This window comes from Roseburia sp. AM51-8, assembly GCF_003478275.1.
GTDB lineage: Bacteria > Bacillota > Clostridia > Lachnospirales > Lachnospiraceae > Pararoseburia > Pararoseburia lenta.
This window is the reverse complement of record NZ_QUEY01000001.1, coordinates 657,336-681,341: the sequence shown is the minus strand read 5'-3', so window position 1 is coordinate 681,341 and position 24,006 is coordinate 657,336. Positions and strand designations below refer to the sequence as shown.

At 45.4% G+C, this 24,006-nt stretch carries 22 protein-coding genes and 3 pseudogenes; 23 read left to right on the top strand and 2 right to left on the bottom strand.

Translation table 11 applies throughout. From position 1 onward, the window contains the following. Window positions 1-7 precede the first annotated feature (7 nt). From DW996_RS03440 to DW996_RS03385, 12 genes and pseudogenes are all read left to right on the top strand, one after another. Window positions 8-694: a response regulator transcription factor gene (locus tag DW996_RS03440; RefSeq protein WP_118281330.1), complete on the top strand. Its 687-nt coding sequence runs from the start codon at window positions 8-10 to the stop codon at window positions 692-694. After that, the gene (locus DW996_RS03435) at window positions 678-2,162 is read left to right on the top strand and encodes a sensor histidine kinase (RefSeq protein WP_243098647.1); all 1,485 of its coding nucleotides are present in this window, start codon (window positions 678-680) and stop codon (window positions 2,160-2,162) included. The genes DW996_RS03440 and DW996_RS03435 overlap by 17 nt, the downstream gene beginning before the upstream one ends. A gap of 94 nt (window positions 2,163-2,256) precedes the next feature. Further along, window positions 2,257-2,937: a hypothetical protein gene (locus DW996_RS03430; RefSeq protein WP_118534856.1), complete on the top strand. Its 681-nt coding sequence runs from the start codon at window positions 2,257-2,259 to the stop codon at window positions 2,935-2,937. Window positions 2,938-2,974: 37 nt separating this feature from the next. Beyond that, window positions 2,975-3,892, top strand: coding sequence for a chemotaxis protein (locus tag DW996_RS03425; protein WP_118534855.1), 918 nt, complete (start codon window positions 2,975-2,977; stop codon window positions 3,890-3,892). A 76-nt stretch (window positions 3,893-3,968) separates the two neighbouring features. After that, on the top strand, window positions 3,969-4,931 hold the full coding sequence (locus DW996_RS03420) for a hypothetical protein (protein WP_118534854.1): 963 nt from the start codon (window positions 3,969-3,971) through the stop codon (window positions 4,929-4,931). Continuing rightward, on the top strand, window positions 4,835-5,704 hold the full coding sequence (locus tag DW996_RS03415; protein ID WP_147403517.1) for a hypothetical protein: 870 nt from the start codon (window positions 4,835-4,837) through the stop codon (window positions 5,702-5,704). Before DW996_RS03420 ends, DW996_RS03415 begins: the two co-directional genes overlap by 97 nt. Before the next feature lie 17 nt (window positions 5,705-5,721). Continuing rightward, window positions 5,722-6,327, top strand: coding sequence for an imidazole glycerol phosphate synthase subunit HisH (gene hisH / locus DW996_RS03410; RefSeq protein WP_118534852.1), 606 nt, complete (start codon window positions 5,722-5,724; stop codon window positions 6,325-6,327). Window positions 6,328-6,349: 22 nt separating this feature from the next. Continuing rightward, a pseudogene (gene hisF, locus DW996_RS03405) lies at window positions 6,350-7,110 on the top strand (imidazole glycerol phosphate synthase subunit HisF). Window positions 7,111-7,124: 14 nt separating this feature from the next. After that, complete coding sequence (gene ung / locus DW996_RS03400) at window positions 7,125-7,805, top strand: uracil-DNA glycosylase (RefSeq protein WP_118534851.1); 681 nt, start codon at window positions 7,125-7,127, stop codon at window positions 7,803-7,805. A gap of 108 nt (window positions 7,806-7,913) precedes the next feature. Continuing rightward, on the top strand, window positions 7,914-8,675 hold the full coding sequence (locus DW996_RS03395; protein ID WP_118534850.1) for a hypothetical protein: 762 nt from the start codon (window positions 7,914-7,916) through the stop codon (window positions 8,673-8,675). Between the two features lie 216 nt (window positions 8,676-8,891). Beyond that, entirely contained in the window at window positions 8,892-9,605 is a 714-nt protein-coding gene (locus tag DW996_RS03390) for an IMP cyclohydrolase (RefSeq protein ID WP_118281322.1), read from the top strand. A gap of 31 nt (window positions 9,606-9,636) precedes the next feature. Beyond that, window positions 9,637-10,815, top strand: coding sequence for a phosphoribosylaminoimidazolecarboxamide formyltransferase (locus DW996_RS03385; protein WP_118534849.1), 1,179 nt, complete (start codon window positions 9,637-9,639; stop codon window positions 10,813-10,815). 204 nt (window positions 10,816-11,019) lie between these two features. Here the strand turns inward: DW996_RS03385 and DW996_RS03375 are convergent, their stop codons facing one another. Further along, complete coding sequence (locus DW996_RS03375; protein ID WP_118534847.1) at window positions 11,020-11,466, bottom strand: nucleotidyltransferase family protein; 447 nt, start codon at window positions 11,464-11,466, stop codon at window positions 11,020-11,022. After that, on the bottom strand, window positions 11,463-12,107 hold the full coding sequence (locus DW996_RS03370) for a tRNA(Met) cytidine acetate ligase (RefSeq protein ID WP_158575174.1): 645 nt from the start codon (window positions 12,105-12,107) through the stop codon (window positions 11,463-11,465). Before DW996_RS03370 ends, DW996_RS03375 begins: the two co-directional genes overlap by 4 nt. Before the next feature lie 210 nt (window positions 12,108-12,317). On the opposite strand from DW996_RS03370, the gene DW996_RS03365 reads away from it, so the two are divergent. The 11 genes and pseudogenes from DW996_RS03365 (at window position 12,318) to ffh (ending at window position 23,995) form a co-directional block, all read left to right on the top strand. Next, window positions 12,318-13,514 carry an acetate kinase gene (locus DW996_RS03365; RefSeq protein WP_118281319.1) on the top strand — a complete coding sequence of 399 codons (1,197 nt, stop codon included), beginning with the start codon at window positions 12,318-12,320 and terminating at the stop codon, window positions 13,512-13,514. Window positions 13,515-13,588: 74 nt separating this feature from the next. Beyond that, the gene (locus tag DW996_RS03360) at window positions 13,589-14,113 is read left to right on the top strand and encodes a YceD family protein (RefSeq protein ID WP_118534845.1); all 525 of its coding nucleotides are present in this window, start codon (window positions 13,589-13,591) and stop codon (window positions 14,111-14,113) included. Between the two features lie 6 nt (window positions 14,114-14,119). After that, window positions 14,120-14,299: a 50S ribosomal protein L32 gene (gene rpmF / locus DW996_RS03355; protein WP_118281317.1), complete on the top strand. Its 180-nt coding sequence runs from the start codon at window positions 14,120-14,122 to the stop codon at window positions 14,297-14,299. A 138-nt stretch (window positions 14,300-14,437) separates the two neighbouring features. Next, the gene (gene plsX / locus DW996_RS03350) at window positions 14,438-15,457 is read left to right on the top strand and encodes a phosphate acyltransferase PlsX (protein WP_118281316.1); all 1,020 of its coding nucleotides are present in this window, start codon (window positions 14,438-14,440) and stop codon (window positions 15,455-15,457) included. A 15-nt stretch (window positions 15,458-15,472) separates the two neighbouring features. Beyond that, window positions 15,473-15,703, top strand: coding sequence for an acyl carrier protein (acpP, locus tag DW996_RS03345; RefSeq protein WP_118281315.1), 231 nt, complete (start codon window positions 15,473-15,475; stop codon window positions 15,701-15,703). A gap of 66 nt (window positions 15,704-15,769) precedes the next feature. Beyond that, on the top strand, window positions 15,770-16,468 hold the full coding sequence (gene rnc, locus DW996_RS03340; protein ID WP_118534844.1) for a ribonuclease III: 699 nt from the start codon (window positions 15,770-15,772) through the stop codon (window positions 16,466-16,468). A gap of 19 nt (window positions 16,469-16,487) precedes the next feature. Further along, window positions 16,488-20,046 (top strand): annotated as a pseudogene (smc, locus tag DW996_RS15005) (chromosome segregation protein SMC). 11 nt (window positions 20,047-20,057) lie between these two features. Further along, complete coding sequence (gene ftsY / locus DW996_RS03330; protein ID WP_118534843.1) at window positions 20,058-20,987, top strand: signal recognition particle-docking protein FtsY; 930 nt, start codon at window positions 20,058-20,060, stop codon at window positions 20,985-20,987. A gap of 11 nt (window positions 20,988-20,998) precedes the next feature. Continuing rightward, a pseudogene (gene ilvA, locus DW996_RS14740) lies at window positions 20,999-22,209 on the top strand (threonine ammonia-lyase). Between the two features lie 87 nt (window positions 22,210-22,296). After that, window positions 22,297-22,641: a YlxM family DNA-binding protein gene (gene ylxM / locus DW996_RS03320; protein WP_118281310.1), complete on the top strand. Its 345-nt coding sequence runs from the start codon at window positions 22,297-22,299 to the stop codon at window positions 22,639-22,641. A gap of 1 nt (window position 22,642) precedes the next feature. Beyond that, the gene (ffh, locus tag DW996_RS03315; RefSeq protein ID WP_118534842.1) at window positions 22,643-23,995 is read left to right on the top strand and encodes a signal recognition particle protein; all 1,353 of its coding nucleotides are present in this window, start codon (window positions 22,643-22,645) and stop codon (window positions 23,993-23,995) included. The last annotated feature ends 11 nt before the right edge of the window (window positions 23,996-24,006 follow it).

Here is a 24,006-nt window from a genome sequence, read left to right as displayed (position 1 = left end):
GTGTAAGATGGCTGGAAAGAAGATATTGATCGCAGATGACGAGGCGAGATTGCGCAAACTGGTATCAGATTATCTGGTGCGTGAGGGATATGAGGTATTGGAAGCCGCAGATGGTGAGCAGGCACTGGATATCTTTTACCGGGAAAAAGATCTTTCCCTCATGATATTGGATGTGATGATGCCGGGCGTGGATGGATTTATGGTATGTAAGGAAGTCAGAGAGACCTCCCAGATCCCGATCGTCATGCTGACCGCAAAAAGTGAAGAAAATGACATTCTAAACGGTTATGAATATGGCGCGGATGAATATATTCCAAAGCCCTTCAGTCCAAAGATCTTGGTGGCACATGTCAATGCCATTATCCGCAGGACATCGGATGCAGATGACGGCAACAAAGACCTCTTGGAAGCAGGTGGTATTGTCATTGACCGCAAGGCACATATCGTTACCATTGACGGACAGGAGATCATCCTAAGCGTAAAGGAATTTGAACTGCTGACCTATTTTATGCAAAATGCGGGAATCGCCTTGTCGAGAGACCGGATCTTAAATGGCGTGTGGAATTATGATTATTTTGGGGATGCCAGAACCATCGATACCCATGTTAAGAAACTGCGGGCTAAATTAGGCGACAAGGGCAATTATATCAAGACCATTTGGGGAATGGGGTATAAGTTTGAAGTCGAAGAATAAAGTACAGAGCATCAACCGCCAGATGGCGGGCATTTACATAACCATCATCGCCTTGACGATCGTGGCACCGCTCATCATCAATTTCTGCTTTTTGGGCTATTTTTATCAGCACGAAAAGGAAGAAGCCATGATCTCGACCTTTGATTTGGTCAATCGGGCGGCAGTCGCAGGCAGTTTTGATGACGGGGAATTTCTGGATGAATTGGAAAAGGCACATGCTAATTACAGTATTTCCGTTGTCGTTGTAGATTCGGCGGCAAATGTCCTTTTGACGACGGCACATGACACGGAGGACATGAACTCCCAGTTGTATTACGCCATGTTTGGAAAACAGATGCAGGGCAGTTCGGGGGCAGAAAGAAGTGGTGACAACTATGTCATCAAACAGCAGATGGATCACCGGCTGGGCGAAGAATACCTTGTCCTTTGGGGAACACTTGACAACGGCAATATCATCATGCTCCGTTCTGCGATCGAGGGTATCCGTGAAAGTACCAACCTGACCAACCGCTTTTTGATCTGGATCGGTATTCTGGCACTGACGCTGAGTATTTTAGCGACTTTCTTTTTGACGAGAAGGATCACCAAGCCGATTCTTGCCTTAACAGACCTTTCCAAGCGCATGATCGGTCTGGATTTTCAAGCCAAATATCACAGTCAGAAAAAGCGCAACGAGGTGGATGTTTTAGGTGAGCACATGAACGAACTGTCCGAAACGCTGGAAGAGACGATCGTGGAATTAAAGCAGGCAAACCATGAATTGCAGGCAGATATTGCCTTAAAAGAGGAAAATCAGAAACGGCAGCAGGAGTTTATCTCCAATGTTTCACACGAACTGAAAACGCCGATCGCTTTGATCCAGGGCTATGCGGAAGGGTTGGCAGAGGGTATTACGGATGATGAGGAAAGCCGTGAGTTTTACTGTGATGTTATTATTGATGAAGCCAAGAAAATGAACCGTATGGTCTTGTCCATGATCTCCCTCAACCAGATCGAGACCGGCAATAACGAGATGGAGTACGATCATTTCGACATCGTTGCCTTGCTGGAAGGCATGATCCAGTCCATGAAGATCCTCTTGCAGCAGAATGACATCAGCCTGTCTTTTGCACACGATCAGGAGATCTTTGTCTATGCCGATGAATATTCGGTGGAACAGGTCGTCAGCAATTATCTCAGCAATGCCATTCATTATGCCAAAAATGAAAAGAAGATCGATATCAAACTGACAAAGAAAGAGCATGTACTGCGCGTCAGCGTATTTAATACGGGTGACCCGATCCCGCAGGATAGCATGGAACATATCTGGGACAAGTTTTACAAGGTGGATAAGGCGCGTACCAGAGAATATGGCGGCACCGGAATCGGGCTTTCCATCGTCAAGGCGATCATGGAGAGCATGGGGCAGGAATATGGTGTGCAAAATCATGAAAATGGCGTAGAATTCTGGTTTGAAGTCGAGTGCTGATTTCAGAAAAAGGACAAATTTTTGTTGAATATTGCCAATAAGAATGATAACATGATAGTATATATAGAACAATATCATGTGCAAGGAGCGCAATATGAAATACAAGAAACAGGTTCTTTGCGGGTTGATGTTGTGTTTCTGCTTATGCATGACCGGGTGCGGAAAATTATATGTCATGACCGATGATGAGGAAAATCAGGTCGTGCTTTATGCCGCCAAGATGGTTTCCAAGTACAACCGTGCACAGGACACAGGTTACTCTTATGTATCGGATGAGCATAAGGACAAGCAAAAGGATACCGACGTGGGACAATCAGACGATGCACCGGTGGATGAGACGCAACAGGAGAAAACGCAGATGACATTGTCGGATGTTATTGGTATATCCGGGATCAGTTTTTCATACCAGGGATATGATATATCTTCCTCATATGAATCGACAGATGTTGCCATACCGGATGCGGGAGAGGGCTATTCTTATCTGATCTTACATGTGCAGGTGGCAAATACGACAGATCAGGCTGTGACGGTCGATCTGATCAACCAGCCGGTCACTTATCAGGTCAAGATCAATGACGGGACGGCGATCGATGGTATCACGACACTTTCTATGGCAGATCTTTCTACCTATTACAACAAATCTTTGGAAGCACAGGCGACGCAGGATACGGTACTTCTTTTTCAGGTCAGCCAGACCGAGTTAGAGTCCATTGATACGCTTCAACTGCTGGTTACCAAGGATGGACAGACGAACACGATTGATTTAAACAATTAGCATACATTGCCTAGTAGGCATTTGGGAGGAAAAAGGTATGGACACTAATATTTTACTTGAGTCAGGGACAAACGAATTGGAGATTTTGGAGTTTAAGGTAGCGGATAATCACTATGGTATCAACGTAGCCAAGATCCGTGAGATCTTATTGTATCAACCGGTCACTCCACTTCCAAATTCACATCCGTGCGTAGAAGGTATTTTTATGCCGAGAGATACGATGATTTCTGTCATTAACCTTCGCAGATGCTTGAATATTACTGAGCCGGCTGAGACAGACGGATTATTTATCATCACCAACTTCAACAAGTTAAACACAGCATTCCATGTAGATGAGGTACTTGGTATCCACAGAGTATCCTGGGAAAATATTATCAAGCCGGATGCGACTATCAGTGCAGATGATTCTGCCGTATCTACCGGTGTTGTCAAGTTGGATGACAAGTTGGTCGTGATCTTAGACTTTGAGAAGATCGTATCTGACATCAATCCGGAGACCGGACTTAAGGTTTCAGATATGGATAATTATGAGGAGAGAGACCGTAGTTCTTCTCCGATTCTCATTGCAGAAGATTCTCCACTCTTGAGCAAGTTGATCTGCGAATGTCTGCGCAAGGCAGGCTACACCAATCTGATCGTCAATATGAATGGTCAGGAAGCATGGGACAAGTTGTGTGAGATGAATGAGCGTGGCACAGTCTTAGATGATGTTCACTGTATCATTACAGATATCGAGATGCCACTGATGGATGGACACCGCCTGACCAAACTGGTTAAGGAAAATGATGTCATGAAGAAGATTCCGGTGGTTATCTTCTCATCTCTGATCAATGAAGAGATCAGACTTAAAGGAGAATCCCTTGGAGCGGATGCACAGTTGACAAAGCCGGAGATCGGTAAGTTGGTTTCAGCCATTGATGGATTGATCGAGAAATACGAAGCAAACCGCAAATAATATAAGGTTTAGAAGAGGGATGTGCTTTTGACACATCCCTTATCTGTATGTAAATAACCATTTTGGAGGTAACAATTTGGCTAATTCAGAAGATTACTTGGATAGTCTGTTGAATTCGGTACAGACCGTGCGCAAGGATGTCACGGATGCCCAAAAGCAGACGGAAGCAATCCTGAGAGAAAAACAGGAACAGAGAAACAGAATAAAGCCGGATGATGATTTTATGGAAGCCAGCGGGATCCGTGATTATAAGCCGGAACCGACCAGCCATGAAAATCTGCGCAAGGCATTGTCAGAAGATGATTTTCTCAAGATGTTCGAGGAAGAACTGGGCGAGGATCTTGATCAGTCGGATGACTTTATACGCGAATTTGAAGATGAGATCGCACAGGATGAACTGGAATACGAAAAGTCCTTCCAAGAGGAAGCATCGTTAGAAGAGACGCCGGAAGAAGAAATCTCAGTGCCGGAGGAAACTGTAACCGAGGAAGATACGGTAGAAGGACCAGCCGAGGATCAGGCATCTGATGTGCAGACATCCGACGAAGACAGACCTGCAGATGATACGGCATCTTTTCTGGATAATATCGAAGAAGTCGTCAACAAGGCAAAAGAGCAGATCGAACAGGGCGATGATGACCTGCCGGCGCTGGATGGCTATGGCGAAGATGAGATGGATGCGGAATTTGCCGAGGATAAGGAAGAACCGGATGCGGAGGAGTCGATCGGTGAAGCGGGCGAGGACCTACTGGCAAAGTATCTACAAATGAACGATGCCGAGGCAGCAGATGCAGAAGAACCGTCTTTATTGGACGAAAACGATGAAGATATGGATCTCATGGGACTTTTGTCCGGGGATGAAGATCTGGATGATATAGGCGCTTTGTTACAGGCAGACGGCGAGGATCAGCCTTTAGAAGAAGCCAGGAGACCTTTGAACAGTTGGCAGAACAGACAGACCCTTCTGCGGATGCGGACCCCGAAGGCAGTCCGGCAGAAGGAGACGGGGCACCGGTCAAAAAGGGTTTGGGAGCCTTGATCGATAAGATCAAATCCATCTTTAGCAAAAAGGATAAAGAGGAAGATCAGGTCTTAGATATCTCTCAGGCACCGCAGGAGGATCTGAATCAGGAAAATCTGGATATCTTGAAAGAACTTTCTGAGGCTGAACAGAAATCCAAAAAGGCAAAAAAGGAAAAGAAGCCGAAAAAAGAGAAAAAAACGAAAGAGCCAAAAGAAAAGAAGGTAAAAGTAAAGAAGGAAAAACCACCGAAGTCACCAAAGGAACCGGACAATTCTCCTAAGATCCCAGCCAAGGTCATTGTCATCTTCCTGGTACTGGCGGTCTCTATCGTTGCGCTGATCACACTCGCGCAGCATATGATGGGATATAAATTATCCTTAAGTGATGCGAGAACCGCATATAATGCAGGAGATTACTTTACTTCCTATGAAGATCTGATGGGTATGGATCTAAAAGAAGCAGATGAGGATCTTTTCAAGAAAGCGAGACTTTTGGGTGATCTGCAAAAACGGGATCAGGAATATCAGGTCTTTGTAAAAAGACAGAAGTATGAGTTGGCATTGGATTCTCTGGTAATAGGTGTTGCCAGATATGAGGAGAATTTAGACGAGGCAAAAGAACTTGGTATCGAGGATGAATACACCAAGTTGGGAGATGCATTAGCAGAACTTTTGCAGGATCAATATGGCGTATCAAGCGAGGATGCGGTCGCTATGTATCAGTTGAACCGCGAGGATTATTCGCTCCGCATTGATGAGATCATTGCATCCTTGCATTTAGACGACTAAGAGGAAAAGGACAGGATATGATAGCAATACTCGATTATGATGCCGGCAATATCAAAAGTGTAGAAAAAGCCTTGAACCATCTGGGACAGGAAACCATTCTGACAAGGGATTTCCATGAGATCCTGCGGGCGGATAAGGTCATCCTGCCGGGTGTGGGTTCCTTTGGCGATGCGATGGCGCACCTCAAGAAATACGAATTAGATCGTGCCATCCGGGAAGTCGTTGCCGAGAAGAAGCCATTTCTTGGTATATGTCTGGGACTGCAGCTTTTGTTTGAAGCAAGTCAGGAGACAGAGGGCGTTGAGGGACTTGGCATTTTAAAGGGACAGTGCCTGCGGATCCCGGAAACAGAGGGACTGAAGATTCCACATATCGGGTGGAATTCTCTGGATTTTCCATCAGAGGGAAGACTCTTTTCCGGTATTTCAGAGGGGGCTTATGTTTATTTTGTTCACTCTTATTATCTTCAGGCAGAAGATCCTTCCATCGTAAAAGCAACCTGCCAGTATGGTGTGCAGATCCATGCATCGGTGGAAAAGGACAATGTGTTTGCCTGTCAGTTCCACCCGGAGAAAAGCGGGGAAGTCGGACTGGCGATCTTACAGAATTTTGCGGATTTATAAGAGATAGGAAGCGTGAGGATATATGTTTACCAAACGAATCATACCATGTCTGGACGTCAAGGACGGCAGAGTGGTCAAGGGTGTTAATTTTGTAGATTTAAAAGATGCCGGAGATCCGGTGGAGATCGCGGCTGCCTATGATAAGGCAGGGGCGGATGAAGTGGTCTTTTTGGATATTACGGCTTCCAGCGATCACCGGGCTACGGTGGTAGATATGGTGCGCAAGGTGGCAGCCAATGTCTTTATCCCTTTTACGGTAGGCGGCGGGATCCGCAGCGTAGAAGATTTCCGCGTTCTGCTTCGGGAGGGCGCAGATAAGATATCGATCAATTCTTCTGCCCTAAACCGTCCGGAACTTATCTCGGAAGCGGCAGACAAGTTTGGCAGCCAATGTGTAGTCGTTGCCATCGATGCCAGAAAGCGTGCAGACGGCAGTGGCTGGAATGTATATAAAAATGGTGGTCGTATTGATGTCGGTCTGGATGCTGTAGCATGGGCAAAAAAGGCAGAAGCTTGGGGGCGGGAGAGATTCTTCTTACCAGCATGGACTGTGACGGCACCAAGTCCGGTTATGACATTGCACTCACCAGAAGCATTGCTGAGGCGGTTTCTATTCCGGTGATCGCTTCGGGTGGAGCGGGCACCAAGGAACATTTTTACGATGCTTTGACAGAGGGAAAAGCAGATGCGGCTCTGGCGGCATCCTTATTTCATTACAAAGAATTAGAGATCATGGATCTAAAAGCATATCTGGCAGAAAAAGGCATATCTGTCAGAAGATAAAGGAGAGATGGCATATGCCTGCAATTTCAAATGATTGGCTGGCACCGCTCAGTCAGGAATTTTGTAAACCTTACTACAAAAAACTATATGAGACGGTTCTGGCAGAATACCAAAGAGGACCGGTATTCCCACCGGCGGACGATATTTTCAATGCCTTTCATCTGACACCGCTTTCAGATGTCAAGGTCGTGATCTTAGGACAGGATCCTTATCATAACTATAATCAGGCGCATGGCTTATGCTTTTCCGTACGACCGGAGGTAGAGATTCCACCATCCCTTGTCAATATCTACAAAGAATTACAGGATGATCTGGGATGCTATATTCCAAATAACGGATACTTGGTTAAATGGGCAGAGCAAGGCGTTCTTCTTTTAAATACTGTACTTACCGTGCGGGCGCATCAGGCAAATTCCCATCAGAATATTGGCTGGGAGGAGTTTACGGATGCGGTGATCCGCATTGTAGATAAGCAGGAGCAGCCGGTCGTTTTCCTGCTCTGGGGCAGACCGGCGCAGATGAAAAAGAAACTTCTGACGCCAAATCCCAATCATTTGATCCTGGAGGCTCCACATCCGAGTCCGCTTTCGGCTTATCGGGGCTTCTTTGGATGTAAGCATTTTTCCCAGACCAATGCCTTCTTGGAGGCGCATGGTGCAGCCCCTATTGACTGGCAGATCGAAAATATTGTATAATCTGTATAGGATTAGGTGAAAAAGGTTATGAAAGCAAGCCTTTTTGCCGAAAATAAGTATATAAGTAAGTAACGTACATGGATGTTTTTTATCAAAGGAGTGATGAAAATGGGACTTACCGTATCAGGATATGATTCTTCCAGTATCAGCACATTGTTCTCCAGTTTGAACAGTTCGAGCAGCAGTGGTGGATCATCTCTTTCCTCTATGACCAGTCTTTTAGGGGAATACAATAGTATCCAATCAGGATCTTATTTCAAACTGCTTCGCTCTTATTACACACCAAAGAACGGAACAGATACAACGACAACGACCGATAAGGACAAGTTACAGACGACGGACAAGCAGATGGCAGAGTGGAAAAGCGATGCTACCGAACTGTCGGATGCGGCGAATACACTTTTGAAAAAGGGAACCGATTCCTTATTCAGCAAGGTTGAACAAAAGGATGCGGATGGCAAGACCACCTATGGTTATGATACAGACAAGATTTACTCAGCGGTCAAGAAGTTTGCTGATGCCTACAATGACATGATCGATAGTGGCGACGGTGCCAGTCTTTCCGGTGTACGCTCTGCGGTATCCGGCATGGAGGGATTGACTTCTGCCAATTCTTCTATCTTAAAGAGCATTGGTATCAGTGTAGGCAGCAATGGGCATTTGTCTGTGGATGAGGCGACTTTTAAAAAGTCAGATGTGACGGTTGCCAAGTCTTTATTCCAGACATCCGGCGGCTATGGCTATCAGATTTCTGCAAAGGCTTCTATGGTCAGAAGCAGTGTACTTTCACAGGCTTCCGGCGGTTCTTATACCAGAACGGGTGCCATTTCCATGAATGACCTTATGTCGACCTATAGTTCTTATATTTAATATGATTGATGATAGAGCCGGACTCCGGAAGGGGACTGGCTCTATTTTTTATGTAATAGGAAATTCCACTGATACTTATAAATGAAAGACGTGTGATAAGACAGACTAATCAATCACATTAGGAAAAGCGCATAGTAAAAAACGGCGCGATACGTTATAATCATCTTATGTAACAAGCCATATAGCATAGACTAGAAAATTTTAGGAGGTTATTTCATGGAAATGTTATCATTAGAAGCGGAATTACAGTCAAATGCCTACCCGGGCAGAGGTATCGTGATCGGTAAGACACCGGATGGCACGAAGGCAGTGACCGCCTATTTTATCATGGGCAGAAGTGAGAACAGCCGTAATCGTGTATTTGTAGAGGACGGAGAAGGCATTCGCACACAGGCATTTGATCCATCCAAGTTGAGTGATCCAAGCCTGATCATCTATGCGCCTGTCCGCGTGCTTGGCAACAAGACCATCGTTACCAATGGCGACCAGACAGATACGATCTATGAACTCATGGACAAGCAGATGACATTTGAGCAGTCCCTGCGTACCAGAGAATTTGAGCCGGACGGACCAAACTACACTCCTAGAATTTCAGGTATCATGCATATCAAGGACGGAAAATACAATTACGCCATGTCTATTTTAAAGAGTAACAATGGCAATCCGGATGCCTGTAATCGTTATACCTTTGCCTATGAAAATCCGGTCGCAGGCGAGGGACATTTTATCCATACTTACAAGTGTGACGGCAATCCACTTCCGAGTTTTGAAGGAGAGCCGAAACTGGTTGCCATCGAAGACGATATGGATGCTTTTGCAGACAAGATCTGGAAGTCTTTAAATGAGGACAATAAAGTTTCTCTGTTTGTTCGTTATATCGATATTGCAACAGGAAAATATGAGTCAAAGATCATCAACAAGAACAAGTAGATAGTATTGATTATATAAAGGGGACGAAAATATGCAGGAATTAGAATTAAAATATGGATGCAATCCAAATCAGAAACCATCACGTATCTATATGGAAGAGGGCGAACTGCCGATCAAGGTGCTTTGCGGTAAGCCGGGATATATCAATTTCTTAGATGCTTTTAATGGCTGGCAGTTAGTCAGAGAATTAAAGCGTGCAACAGGTCTTGCTGCAGCAACATCTTTTAAACATGTTTCTCCGGCGGGCGCAGCCGTAGGACTGCCGCTTTCTGACGTAGAGCGAAAAATCTACTGGGTAGACGATATGGATATGGAATTTACCCCGCTTGCCAATGCCTATGCCAGAGCCAGAGGGGCTGACCGTATGTCATCTTTCGGTGATTTTATTTCATTGTCCGATGTATGTGACAAGGCAACCGCACTTTTGATCAAACGAGAGGTGTCTGACGGTGTCATCGCACCGGGCTATACGGATGAGGCGTTGGAGATCTTAAAGCAAAAGAAAAAGGGCAATTATAATGTGATCGAGATCGACCCGGATTATGAGCCAAAGAAGATCGAGAGAAAAGAAGTCTTTGGCATTACGTTTGAGCAGGGAAGAAATGAACTGGTCATTGATGACGATTTCTTCTCCAATATCGTGACCGAAAATAAGGAACTTCCGGAGCAGGCAAAGATCGATCTGGCACTTGCCATGATCACTTTGAAATACACGCAGTCCAACTCTGTATGCTACGCAAAGGACGGGCAGGCAATCGGTATCGGAGCCGGTCAGCAGTCACGTATCCACTGCACACGTCTGGCAGGAAGCAAGGCAGACAACTGGTGGCTGCGCCAGTCTCCACAGGTGCTGGGACTGCAATTTGTAGACGGTATCCGTCGTGCAGATAGAGATAATGCCATTGATCTGTATATCGGCGAGGATTATATGGATGTGCTTGCGGATGGCGAATGGGAAAAGATCTTTAAGGTAAAACCGGAGGTCTTTACCAGAGAAGAAAAGAGAGCATGGCTGGATAAGAACACAGGCGTTGCTTTAGGATCCGACGCCTTCTTCCCATTTGGGGATAATATCGAAAGAGCCCATAAGAGCGGTGTGGCATATGTTGCACAGCCGGGCGGATCTATCCGCGATGATCATGTGATCGCAACCTGTAACAAATATGGTATGACGATGGCGTTTACCGGCATCCGTCTTTTCCATCACTAATCAGAAATTTTTCAGTGGGGACGTTCCTTTTGCCATAAGGAGTGTCCCCTTTTTATGAAAACTTTCTGGTATATTCGTTTGGAAAAAACTGTCCGGTCTTATTGGAAAGCATCATGCGATAAACATCCGATGCAAAGATGTCCTTATCCAAAAGGTGCATGGCCTCCGGTGAGAGGAGTCCCTTGGCATTCTGGGGGCTTGTGATTAGAGGAACAGTTCCGTTTTTTTGATCTGTTTTAATAAAGGACGACCATTATCTGAAAAACCTAAGATGCGTAGATATGGCGCCAGTTCTTTTGCATCGAGAGGGCAAGTATCGTTTGGCAGGAGCATATCCTGCTTTTTTATATCCAAAAGAATATGGCATAAAACGCGGGAGATCCTGCTATAGGCAAGATCTTTGGATTTTAACAGTTGACAGAAAGAATGAAAACTTGCAAATAAATGTCGATTCTGCAAGATTTTATTCGAAATATCAAAATTAGAATCGGCGATCTCTGTAAAGTCCTGCGTTTCCGTCAATGCATAGTGCAACAGAAGCGAAGTGTCATCTGCAAAAAGAAATTGTCCGTCATGGATCAATTCTTTCACAGAAGCATGCAAGGCTTCCGGAATCTGGTCTAAAAGCAGGGCAAGTTCCTGGTCGCTCATCTGCGGATGGTCTGCCAGAAAATGCCGGAGGCCGGAGCAGATGCCATGTCCTCATCCAGAGAGGTTTCGTGATAGCCGGCACCCTGTCTTTGCAGACAAAGGGGTGTCATGGAAGAATCTAAGCGGGAGAGAGCCCCTAGATATTCTATGGCTAAGATATTGTTGGGCTGGGCTAAGATCTCGGCATAGGCAGGATTTTCTATGGCTTTTGCGCGGGCAGCGGCATAGGAGGATCCCTCCTGCAAAGCCTGGCGCAGGAGCGCCTGATAGGCAGGGGATTCTTCAGATAGCCTGTCTGCAATATTTTTTAAAGCCGCAAGATCAGGACATTCGCTGCCGAATAAGAGGGTATCCACCAGCCCTGCATTTTGCAAAAGAGCCACACCGCCGGTAGCAAAGATCTGGGCACTGGCGGTCGCATAGACGACCGGAAGTTCCAAGACCAGGTCGGCACCGCAGGCAAGGGCATGGCCTGCCCGGCTGTACTTGTCAAAAAGTGCCGGCGTGCCACGCTGGGTAAAAGGACCGCTCATAGCAACGATCACATAGTCTGCGCCGAGCCTTTCTTTGGCATAGCGGATCTGGTATGCATGTCCTTTATGGAATGGATTGTATTCTGCAATGATGCCTACGACTTTCATGTATGGTCTCCTTGAAGATAAATGCAATATTGATATTAAAACGATAGCATAAAGGTGATCGGGCGACAAGCGACAAATCATATTCTGCCATGCAGATTGAACTTAAATAAATCCATACTGGTATCTTGTACCAAAAAATATTTGATAGTATAATAGATTTAAGTTTGGGCTTGTCCTAAGAAAAGGAAATAAGAAATGGAGAGATAAACGATGAATATTTTAGTTATCAACTGTGGAAGTTCTTCTTTGAAGTATCAGCTCATTGATTCTGAAAGCGAATCTGTACTTGCAAAGGGACTTTGTGAACGTATCGGTATTGACGGCAGACTTGTATATCAGAAGACCGGTCTGGATAAGGAGATCACTGAGACAGATATGCCAACACATAAGCAGGCAATCCAACTTGTGATCGAGGCACTTATCAACGACAAGACAGGCGCGATCAAGAGCCTGGAGGAGATTGATGCCGTTGGACACCGTGTCGTACATGGCGGAGAAAAGTTCGCATCTTCCGTTGTACTTACCGATGAAGTATTAAAGACCATCGAAGAGTGTAATGATCTTGCACCGCTGCATAATCCGGCAAACCTGATCGGTATCAATGCCTGCAAGGAACTTATGCCAAACGTACCTATGGTAGGTGTTTTTGATACTGCTTTCCATCAGACCATGCCGAGAAAGGCTTATCTGTACGGACTTCCATATGAATATTATGAGAAGTATGCAGTAAGACGTTATGGTTTCCACGGAACCAGCCATAGTTTCGTATCTAAGAGATGTGCAGAGTACTTAGACATGGATCTGAAAAATTCCAAGATCATCGTAGCACACCTTGGAAACGGCGCATCTATCAGTGCTGTTTTAAACGGCGAGTGTGTAGACACTTCCATGGGACTGACCCCGCTTGAAGGTCTTGTCATGGGAACCCGTTCTGGTGATATTGATCCGGCAATCATGGAGTTCATCGCAAAGAAAGAAAACTTAAACATCGAAGAGATGGTTACTGTATTAAATAAGAAGTCCGGTCTTTCCGGTATGACAAAGGGCGGATCCAGCGACTTCCGTGATCTGCAGGCTGAGATCAAGGCTGGCAACCAGTTGGCAGCAGACGCTGTTGAAGTATTCTGTTATCGTGTAGCAAAATACATCGGTTCTTATGTAGCAGCCATGAATGGTGTGGATGCCATCGCATTTACCGCCGGTATCGGTGAAAATGTTGCACTTGTCCGCCGCAAGGTATGCGAATACTTAGGTTATCTTGGTATCGCTATTGATGAGGAGACCAACCTTAAGACTTTCGGTGATGAAGTTACATTATCTACACCGGACAGCAAGGTTAAGGTATGCGTGATCCCTACCAACGAAGAACTTGCTATTGCAAGAGAAACGGTAGCACTTGTAAAATAAGAAATAGGGCGAAAAAGTTGTTGACAAGCGCCTGACATCTATGTATAATAGTTTGAGTGTGAATAGGAGAGACTATGAAGTTTGATATTTTAGATGTCATTTCTACAGCCGATAAGAAACGGGAGATACCTGTTACAACAGAGATGTCAGAAGTTTCTGTGAGCGGAGGAAGATTTCCTATTACCGACATTAAGCCATTCAGTATATGTCTGACAAATGATAACAATAAGCAATTATTGATTTCAGGTGACACTACTCTGGATGTGGTAGTTCCGTGTGATCGATGTCTGTCGGATGTCGATGTTACACTCCAGGTTGCCATTGATCGCAAGGTTATGCTTGCAGATGGTCATGTGCAATTTGCAGAGGACGAGGAAAATACCTTTCTGGAGGAACATGAGTTAGATGTTGACAGACTGATTTATGACGAAATCTTGGTGAACTGGCCGACAAAAGTCTTGTGTAAGGATGATTGCAAGGGTATTTGCCCGGTGTGTGGTCAGAATTTGAACCAGCAGGACTGCGGATGTGATCGTCAGGTAATAGATCCAAGAATGGCAAAGTTCCAAGATATCTTTAATGAATTTAAGGAGGTGTGACCCGATATGTCAATTTGTCCAAAGAATAAGTCTTCTAAGGGTAGAAGAGATAAGAGAAGAGCAAACTGGAAGATGACAGCTCCTACATTAGTAAAATGTAGCAAGTGTGGAGAGTTAATGGTTCCACATAGAGTTTGTAAGAACTGCGGTTCCTACAATAAGAAAGAGATCATCGCTCAGGACTAAGATGAAACAGGAGCTTTCCAATTTCGGAAAGCCTTATTTTTTTGCTCTTTTTCTGGGGAGATTTGGTGTTGATTTATAGGTACACTTATAGTATATTTTTCTTATGATGCATTTTTATGCATAGGAGGAAGGCGTATCATGGATAATATAAAAGTCGTAGCAGTAGATGCTATGGGTGGTGATAACGCGCCGGTAGAGATCGTCAAGGGATGTGTAGAGGCAGTCAAGGAGCGGGAAGACATCAAAGTCCTTTTGGTGGGGCTTGCAGATGTGGTTCAGGCAGAACTGACCAAATACACCTATCCGACAGACCGCATCGAGGTCGTTCCGGCAAGTCAGGTTATCGAGACAGCAGAACCACCGGTTATGGCAATACGCAAAAAGAAAGATTCATCGATCGTTGTGGCATTAAAACTGGTCAAGGAAGGCAAGGCGGATGGCTTTGTTTCCGCAGGCAGTTCCGGGGCGGTCTTAGTGGGCGGACAAGTGATCGTTGGTAAGATCAAGGGCGTAGAACGTGCACCTTTGGCACCATTGATACCGACCAAGAAAGGCGTATCGCTTCTGATCGATTGTGGAGCCAATGTGGATGCGAGATCTTCCCATCTGGTACAGTTTGCGCGTATGGGATCGATCTACATGGAGCATGTCGTAGGTATCCCGAATCCGAAAGTTGCCATTGTCAATATTGGCGCTGAGGAAGAAAAAGGAAATGCTTTAGTCAAGGAGACCTATCCTTTATTAAAAGAATGTAAGGACATCAATTTTATAGGAAGTATTGAGGCGAGAGATATTCCGTCGGGACAGGCGGATGTCATTGTCTGTGAGGCATTTGTGGGCAATGTGATCTTGAAATTATACGAGGGACTCAGTTCGACACTGATCGGTGTTATAAAGACAGGTTTGATGAGTACCTTAAGGAGCAAGATCGGAGCGGCACTGGCTTTGCCGGCTTTGAAGAACACCTTGAAGGCATTTGATGCATCCGCATATGGCGGAGCACCGCTTTTGGGTTTGAAGGGGCTGGTCGTTAAGACCCACGGCAGTTCCAAGGCAAAAGAGATCAAAAATTCAATTATTCAATGTGTGTCCTTTAAAGAACAGGATATTAGTGGTAAAATACAAGCAAACATTTGCGTGGGAGATAAGACAGAATAGAGGAGGTAATTCGAGATGGAATTAGAAATGCTGAGAAAGGTCATTGCCGAGGTCTTGAATGTAGATCAGGCAGAGATCACAATGGATACCACATTTGTGGATGATCTTGGAGCAGATTCACTTGATGTTTTCCAGATTATTATGGGAATTGAAGAAGAACTTGACATTGAAGTGAATGTAGAAGAGGCTGAAAAGATCGTGACCGTTGGCGATGCTGTAGAATTGATCAAAAAGACGGTTGGTTAATCGAACAGAATGTTAGATGACAAAAGCCCTTGGTTCAAGGGCTTTTGCTCTGTTAAGGAGAAAAAAGTGAAGACAATCAAAGAGTTTCAGGAAGTAATAGGATATGAGTTTGAAAACGAAAGTTTATTGCGCCAGGCACTGACCCACAGTTCTTATGCGAATGAAAAGCATATGAAAAAGTTATCCGACAACGAACGGTTGGAATTTTTGGGCGATGCTGTGCTTGAGGCTGTTTCCAGTGAATTTTTGTTTTTGAATTACAGGGATCTGCCGGAAGGAGATCTTACGAGACTTCGTGCAAGTATGGTCTGTGAACCGACTCTTGCCTATTGTACAAAAGAGATCGATCTGGGATCTTATATCTATCTGGGCAAAGGAGAGGACATGACAGGGGGCAGGACCCGCAAATCGGTCTTGTCAGATGCCTTGGAGGCAGTGATCGGTGCTATCTTTTTGGATGGCGGTTTTGACGCTGCCAAAGCCTTTGTGCTCCGTTATATCATGACGGACATTGAGCACAAGCGCATGTTTTATGACAGCAAGACCATTTTACAGGAAGTGTGTCAGGCAAAGTTCCACCAGAATGTGACCTATCATCTTCTGGGAGAGAGCGGACCGGATCACGCCAAAGTATTCCATGTGGATGTGACGGTGGGAGATCACAAATTGGGCGATGGCAGCGGCGGTACGAAAAAGGCAGCCGAGCAGGAAGCCGCTTATCATGGACTCTTGTATTTAAAGCAGCAGGAGAGTCAGAACAAATAGAAAGTTTTTGGGGAAGAATATGTATTTAAAAAGCATTGAAATGTATGGATTCAAGTCCTTCGCAAATAAGATCGTATTTGATTTTCATAACGGCATCACCGGCATTGTAGGACCGAATGGCAGTGGAAAGAGTAATGTTTCCGATGCGGTCCGCTGGGTACTTGGTGAACAAAGTGCCAAGCAGTTGCGTGGTGCGAGCATGCAGGACGTTATCTTTGCAGGAACAGAGAACCGTAAGCCGCTCAGTTACGCTTATGTAGCGATCACGATGGACAACTCGGATCATCTGCTTCCGATTGATTATGAGGAAGTGACGATCGCCAGACGTGTCTACCGTTCGGGTGAGAGTGAATATCTGCTCAACGGTTCGCCTTGCCGTCTGAAAGATGTCAATGAACTTTTCTATGATACCGGTATCGGTAAGGAAGGTTATTCCATCATTGGTCAGGGACAGATCGAGAGGATCCTGAGTGGCAAGCCGGAGGAACGCCGTGAACTTTTTGATGAGGCGGTCGGCATTGTTAAGTTTAAAAAGCGCAAAGCCGCAACAGTCAAAAAACTGGAACATGAGCGGGAAAATCTGGTGCGTGTCAATGATATTTTATCCGAATTGGAGCGTCAGGTAGGACCCTTGGAGCGTCAGGCAGAGAATGCTAAACTTTTCTTAAAGAAAAAGAGGAGTTAAAGACCTTAGAAGTCAATATGTTTTTGCTTGAGATTCAAGATATGAACCGTCGTCTTTCCGAGATCGAGAAAAATTATCAGATCGCCGAAACGCAGATGACGGAAAATAAGGACAAGCAGGAAAAGATCAAAGACCAGTATGCATCTCTGGAAGAAGGATTAAATGCCATGGATGAGCAGATTCAGGGTATCCGTGAGGAACAGAGCAATACAACGCTTATGAAGGGCAAACTGGAAAACCAGATCCGCATTTTGGAAGAACAGATCCGTTTTGCGGAGAGTGCTGATGAGAATCTTTCGGAAAGAAAGGGTGCCTTAGAGGCGGAAAAGAAAGAATATATCCGTCAAAAAGATGCCTACGAGACTGAAAAAGCCCAGTTGCAGGAGCAGTTGGAAGAAGTAGAAAGACGTCTTGCTTCTGTGCGTAAGTTCAATGATGACTTGCAGGCAGACATCAAGAAATACACGGATGGGATCGAGCAGAACAATCAGGCTATGATGGAACTTTTAAATAGCAAGGGAACCATCCAATCCAAAGAGCAGCGTCTGGATACCATGTTGGAGCAGATCAATATCCGCAAGGCACAACTCAACCAGCGCCTCTTACAGCGTAAGACAGAGGAAGAAGATCTGAATGAAAGACTAAAGTGTTGCCAGAAGGAATATGAAGACGCCAAGTCTGCCTTAGATGCCAGCAAGCATAAGGAAGAAGAATACGGACATAAGGCGGTTGAGTGGAAGAACAAGCGCAGGGAAGCCCAGAACCGTCTGACAAGCAGTCAGGATGACTATAATAAATTATCTTCCAAGTTGGAGGCTTTAAAGAATATTGCCGAGCGCTATGACGGCTACGGCAACAGTATCCGCAAGGTCATGGAGCAAAAGGACAGCAATCCGGGCATCATTGGTGTTGTTTCCGATCTGATCCATGTAGAGAAAAAGTATGAGATTGCCATTGAGACGGCACTTAGCGGTAATATCCAAAATATCGTGACCAAGGATGAGGCAACCGCCAAAAAGATGATCACTTATCTGAAAGAAAATCGTCTGGGACGTGCGACTTTCCTGCCACTGACCAGCGTTTCCGGCAAGGGCTTTGCCAAGGATAAGAGCATTTTATCCGATACGGGTGTGCTGGGGCTTGCCAACGAATTGGTGGAGGCAGATGCAGAGTATGCCAATGTTCTTTCTTATCTGTTGGGACGTGTGATCGTGGTCGATACGGTCGATCATGGTATCGCATTGGCAAAGAAGAATCATTATTCTTTACATATCGTTACACTCGAAGGCGAGTATTTCAGTCCGGGCGGATCTCTTTCCGGTGGACGTTTCAAGAACAACAGCAATCTCTTAGGAAGAAACCGTGAGATTGATGATCTGGAAAAGAAACTGGCATCCTGCGGGATGAAAAAAAGGCAGCAAAGGCCCGCATCGCAGAGATTGAGACCGCACAGGCGCTCTTGGAGGCAGACCGCGAAGAAAACCGCAGCGAGACGGAGAAAAATGCACTTGCCTGCAACACGGCGCAGATCCATTTGCAGCGTGTGCAGGAGCAGAAGTCCGAAAGCCAGAATGCTTTCTCCAGTCTGAATACCGAGAGCGAGGAGATGGAGCGTCAGTTGCGTGACATCGCTGCCGGCAAGAAAGAGATCGAGCGCGAGCGTAGCGAAACTGCCCAAAAGGAACAATCCTTAAAAGAGCAGACCGAGGAATATCAGAAACTTTTGGATGAAAAGACCTATATGGAGACATCGGCAGCCCGCAATGTTTCCGAGGCACAGATCGAAGAAGCCAGTGCCAGACAAAAAGTTACTTTTGTCATGGAAAACTGCCAGCGTGTCGCAAGCGAGATCGAGAAGAAGGAAGCCGATATCGTTCGTCTGGTAGAAGAAGCCCAAAATGGCAAGGAAGATGCCAATAAAAAACGCGGCGATATTGAAGAAATCAAAAAGACCATGATCGCCAGCGATGACAACTTCGCAACACTGGAAAAACGTCTGAAAGAAGCCTTGGAACAAAAGGATGCTATGAACCAGGAATACAAGGGATTTTTCGGACAGAGAGAAGAGATCGCAGACCGCATTTCTGCTTTGGATAAAGAAATCTACCGCTTGAATTCACAGCGTGAAAAGTTGGAAGAAGCCATCAATTATCAGAACACCTATATGTGGGAAGAATATGAACTGACCCAGCGTGGGGCAGAAAAACTCCGCGATCCGGAATATGATAATTTGGATGAGATGCGAAGGGCAACATCCGGTGTCAAGGATGAGATCCGTCGCATGGGAAATGTTAATGTCAATGCGATCGAGGAATATAAGGAAGTATCAGAACGATACAATTTTTTAAAGGGACAGCATGACGATCTGGTTGAGGCAGAACAGACTTTGATGGGTATTATCGACGATCTGGACGAGGGTATGCGCAAACAGTTCACGGAAGGTTTTGCCGATATCCAAAGAGAGTTTGATAAGGCATTTAAAGAACTCTTTGGCGGAGGCAAGGGTACACTGGAATTGGTCGAGGGTGAGGATATCCTTGAGACTGGCATCCGTATCATCGCACAACCGCCAGGCAAGAAACTGCAGAATATGATGCAGTTATCCGGTGGAGAGAAGTCACTGACGGCGATCGCGCTTCTTTTTGCCATCCAGAACTTAAAACCGTCACCATTCTGTCTCTTGGACGAGATCGAGGCGGCACTGGATGACTCGAATGTAGGACGTTTTGCAAATTATTTACATAAGTTGACGAAGAACACGCAGTTTATTATCATTACACATAGAAGAGGTACGATGAATGCGGCAGACAGACTCTATGGTATTACCATGCAGGAAAAGGGTGTATCTGCACTGGTATCCGTCAACCTGATCGAAAATGATTTGGATGCATAAGGAGAGAAAAAATGGCAGAAGGCGGATTTTTCAAACGATTACTGGCAGGACTTACAAAGACCAGAGATAATTTTGTCAAAAACATGGACTATATTTTCCGGGGCTTTACCAATATTGATGATGAGTTTTATGAGGAACTCGAAGAGATCCTGATCATGGGTGATATTGGTGTTACCACAACGGAAAATATCTTAGAAGATTTAAAGCGCAAGGTCAAAGAACAAAAGATCAAAGAGCCGGCAGAGTGTAAGGAACTGCTTATAGAGAGCATCCGACAGCAGATGGATATCGGTGAGGCGGCATATGAATTTGAAAACCGTACATCGGTCGTTTTGGTGGTCGGTGTCAATGGTGTGGGCAAGACGACCACGATCGGTAAATTGGCAGCCAAGTTGCGCGCACAGAATAAAAAGGTTCTTCTGGCAGCAGCGGACACTTTCCGTGCGGCGGCAGGTCAGCAGTTGAAAGAATGGGCAAACCGTTCCCAGGTGGATATGATCGGCGGACAGGAAGGCTCTGATCCGGCCTCCGTTGTCTATGATGCTGTATCTGCGGCAAAGGCAAGAGGGTGTGATGTGCTTCTGATCGATACCGCAGGCAGACTTCATAATAAGAAAAATCTCATGGAAGAACTGCGGAAGATCAACAATATCGTTGACCGCGAGTTCCCGGAGGCTTATCGGGAGACTTTGGTTGTCTTAGATGGTACGACCGGACAAAATGCGCTCAATCAGGCAAAGGAGTTTTCGGAGGTCACTGATCTAAGCGGTATCGTGCTTACCAAGTTGGACGGTACAGCCAAGGGTGGTATCGCGGTGGCGATCCAGGCAGAACTTGGCATACCGGTCAAGTATATCGGTGTCGGTGAGTCGATTGAGGATTTAGAGAAGTTTAATGCAGAAGAATTTGTGAATGCATTGTTTTATACAGAAGAACAGTAAAGGAGAAAAAGATGTTGACATTAGACAAGTTTGAAGAAGCAAGTAAGATCGTCAGCGAAGTTACTTTGGAGACAAAGTTGATCTACAGTGATTTTCTGAGTGAAAAGTGTGGTAACAGCATTTATCTGAAACCGGAAAATATGCAGTTGACCGGGGCTTATAAGGTAAGAGGCGCTTATTATAAGATCAGCACACTGACAGCAGAGGAAAGAAAGAAGGGACTGATCACAGCGTCCGCAGGTAACCATGCGCAGGGTGTTGCATATGCCGCAAAGAAATTTGGAGCAAAGGCAACGATCGTTATGCCGACCACAACACCGCTCATCAAGGTAAACCGTACCAAGAATTTAGGGGCAGAAGTTGTCCTTTATGGCGATGTCTATGATGAGGCATGCGCAAAGGCTTACGAACTGGCAGATGAGCATGGATATACCTTTATCCATCCTTTTGATGATCTGGCAGTTGCAACAGGACAGGGTACGATCGCTATGGAGATTTTTAAGGAGTTACCGCTGGTAGAATATATCCTGGTTCCGATCGGTGGCGGCGGACTTGCTACCGGTGTATCAACACTGGCAAAACTTTTAAATCCAAAGATCAAGGTGATCGGTGTAGAGCCGGCAGGGGCAAATTGCATGCAGGCATCCATCAAAAACGGAAAAGTTACAACCCTTCCGACGGTCAATACGATCGCAGATGGTACAGCTGTAAAGACACCGGGAAGCAATATTTTCCCATATATCCGGAAAATTTGGATGATATCATCACAGTTGAGGATGATGAACTGATCGCAGCCTTTCTGGATATGGTAGAAAACCACAAGATGGTCGTAGAAAATTCCGGACTGCTTACCGTGGCAGCCTTAAACAAATTAAATGTCAAAGGCAAGCGTGTGGTTTCTATCCTTAGTGGCGGTAATATGGATGTCATCACCATGTCATCTGTCGTTCAGCAGGGCTTGATCTTTAGAGACCGTATCTTTACTGTATCCGTACTGCTTCCGGACAAGCCGGGAGAACTTGCAAGAGTCGCAGAGACGATCGCAGGGGTACAGGGCAATGTCATCAAATTGGAGCATAACCAGTTTGTAACGACCAACCGTAACGCAGCCGTAGAACTTCGCATCACCTTGGAGGCATTTGGCACAGATCATAAGAACCAGATTTTAGATGCCCTTGAAAAGGGCGATTATCAGCCAAAGATTGTGAGAACGAGTTTGTAAGAGCAAAATATAAAAAGTACAAGCAGGTGTCAAGAAAAAATACTTGACACCTGCTTTTGGCTATAGTATATTATACGAGGTGATGATATGAACGATAAGATTGAGCAGGGAGATCTTTATGATTTCTATGGTGAACTTTTAAACGATCATCAGAGAAGCATCTATGAAGATTTCGTACTAAATGACCTGTCTTTGGGAGAGATCGCAGCCGATCGAGGCATCAGTCGTCAGGCGGTGCATGATGTGATCAAGCGATCCACTCGAACATTAGAAGAATATGAGGACAAGTTACATCTGATTGAAAAGTTTGTTCATATCAGAGACAAAGTGAGGACGATCGATACTTTGGTTCACACTACCGATCAACATTCTGTGGAAGAGATCTTAGCACAGATCACAATCATATCCAACGATATTCTAGAGGAGTTATAAGATGGCATTTGAGAGTCTTTCAGACAAACTACAAAATGTATTCAAGAACCTTCGTGGTAAGGGACGTCTGAGCGAGGAAGATGTCAAGGCTGCTCTTAAGGAAGTCAAGATGGCACTCTTAGAAGCAGATGTCAATTTCAAAGTCGTAAAGAACTTTGTCAAGACAGTGCAGGAGCGTGCGATCGGTGCGGATGTCATGAACGGTCTGAATCCGGGACAGATGGTCATCAAGATCGTAAATGAAGAACTTACGAATCTGATGGGATCTGAGACGACGGAGATTGCTTATCGTCCGGGACAGCAGATTACGGTCATCATGATGGTAGGTCTGCAGGGCGCCGGTAAAACGACTACGACTGCCAAGTTAGCAGGTCATGTAAAGAAAAAAGGCAAGAAGCCGCTCTTGGTTGCTTGTGATGTATATCGTCCGGCTGCCATTACCCAGTTACAGATCAACGGGGAAAAGCAGGGTGTACCGGTATTTTCCATGGGAGACAAGAACAAGCCGGCAGATATCGCAAAGGCATCCATCGAGCATGCAAAGAAAAACGGCTTTAATGTTGTGATCCTCGATACTGCAGGTCGACTGCATATCGATGAGGGCATGATGGATGAGTTGGTAGAGATCAAGGAATCCGTAGATGTGGCACAGACGCTTTTGGTTGTCGATGCCATGACCGGACAGGATGCTGTCAATGTAGCAGGTACTTTCGATGAGAAGATCGGTATTGATGGCGTTGTTCTTACAAAGTTAGATGGTGATACCAGAGGTGGTGCGGCACTTTCCATTCGTGCCGTGACAGGCAAGCCGATCCTTTTCTGTGGTATGGGAGAGAAACTGGATGATCTGGAGCAGTTTTATCCGGATCGTATGGCATCCCGTATCCTTGGCATGGGTGATGTGCTTTCTCTGATCGAAAAGGCAGAGGCATCCATTGATGAGGAAAAGGCAAAGGACTTATCCCGCAAGATGCGCAAGGCAGAATTTGATTACAATGATTATCTCGACTCTATGGCGCAGATGAAGAAAATGGGCGGTATCGGCAGTGTGCTTGGTATGATGCCGGGGATGATCCCAGGCATGAACAGTGCTCAGGTCTCACAGTTAGAGGGCGCTATTGATGATAAAAAGATGGCACACATCGAGGCAATCATCCTTTCGATGACCCCGGAGGAGAGAGCCAATCCAAAACTTATGAATCCGAGTCGTAAAAAGCGACTGGCAAGAGGTGCCGGCGTTGACATTGCAGAAGTCAACCGTTTCATCAAACAGTTCGATCAGACGAAAAAGATGATGAAAAAAATGCCGGGCATGATGGGTGGTAAAAGAGGAAGAATGAAATTTCCTTTTTAACAACATAAATT

Coding starts and splice junctions, on each gene's coding strand:
- DW996_RS03425 (WP_118534855.1), top strand. CDS start 2,975: ATGGACACTAATATTTTACTTGAGTCAGGGACAAACGAATTGGAGATT.
- DW996_RS03395 (WP_118534850.1), top strand. CDS start 7,914: ATGGGACTTACCGTATCAGGATATGATTCTTCCAGTATCAGCACATTG.
- plsX (WP_118281316.1), top strand. CDS start 14,438: ATGGATAATATAAAAGTCGTAGCAGTAGATGCTATGGGTGGTGATAAC.
- acpP (WP_118281315.1), top strand. CDS start 15,473: ATGGAATTAGAAATGCTGAGAAAGGTCATTGCCGAGGTCTTGAATGTA.
- DW996_RS03375 (WP_118534847.1), bottom strand. CDS start 11,466: ATGAGCGACCAGGAACTTGCCCTGCTTTTAGACCAGATTCCGGAAGCC.
- ftsY (WP_118534843.1), top strand. CDS start 20,058: ATGGCAGAAGGCGGATTTTTCAAACGATTACTGGCAGGACTTACAAAG.
- hisH (WP_118534852.1), top strand. CDS start 5,722: ATGATAGCAATACTCGATTATGATGCCGGCAATATCAAAAGTGTAGAA.
- rpmF (WP_118281317.1), top strand. CDS start 14,120: ATGTCAATTTGTCCAAAGAATAAGTCTTCTAAGGGTAGAAGAGATAAG.
- ung (WP_118534851.1), top strand. CDS start 7,125: ATGCCTGCAATTTCAAATGATTGGCTGGCACCGCTCAGTCAGGAATTT.
- DW996_RS03360 (WP_118534845.1), top strand. CDS start 13,589: ATGAAGTTTGATATTTTAGATGTCATTTCTACAGCCGATAAGAAACGG.
- DW996_RS03390 (WP_118281322.1), top strand. CDS start 8,892: ATGGAAATGTTATCATTAGAAGCGGAATTACAGTCAAATGCCTACCCG.
- DW996_RS03430 (WP_118534856.1), top strand. CDS start 2,257: ATGAAATACAAGAAACAGGTTCTTTGCGGGTTGATGTTGTGTTTCTGC.
- DW996_RS03440 (WP_118281330.1), top strand. CDS start 8: ATGGCTGGAAAGAAGATATTGATCGCAGATGACGAGGCGAGATTGCGC.
- DW996_RS03370 (WP_158575174.1), bottom strand. CDS start 12,107: ATGAAAGTCGTAGGCATCATTGCAGAATACAATCCATTCCATAAAGGA.
- DW996_RS03385 (WP_118534849.1), top strand. CDS start 9,637: ATGCAGGAATTAGAATTAAAATATGGATGCAATCCAAATCAGAAACCA.
- ffh (WP_118534842.1), top strand. CDS start 22,643: ATGGCATTTGAGAGTCTTTCAGACAAACTACAAAATGTATTCAAGAAC.
- DW996_RS03365 (WP_118281319.1), top strand. CDS start 12,318: ATGAATATTTTAGTTATCAACTGTGGAAGTTCTTCTTTGAAGTATCAG.
- ylxM (WP_118281310.1), top strand. CDS start 22,297: ATGAACGATAAGATTGAGCAGGGAGATCTTTATGATTTCTATGGTGAA.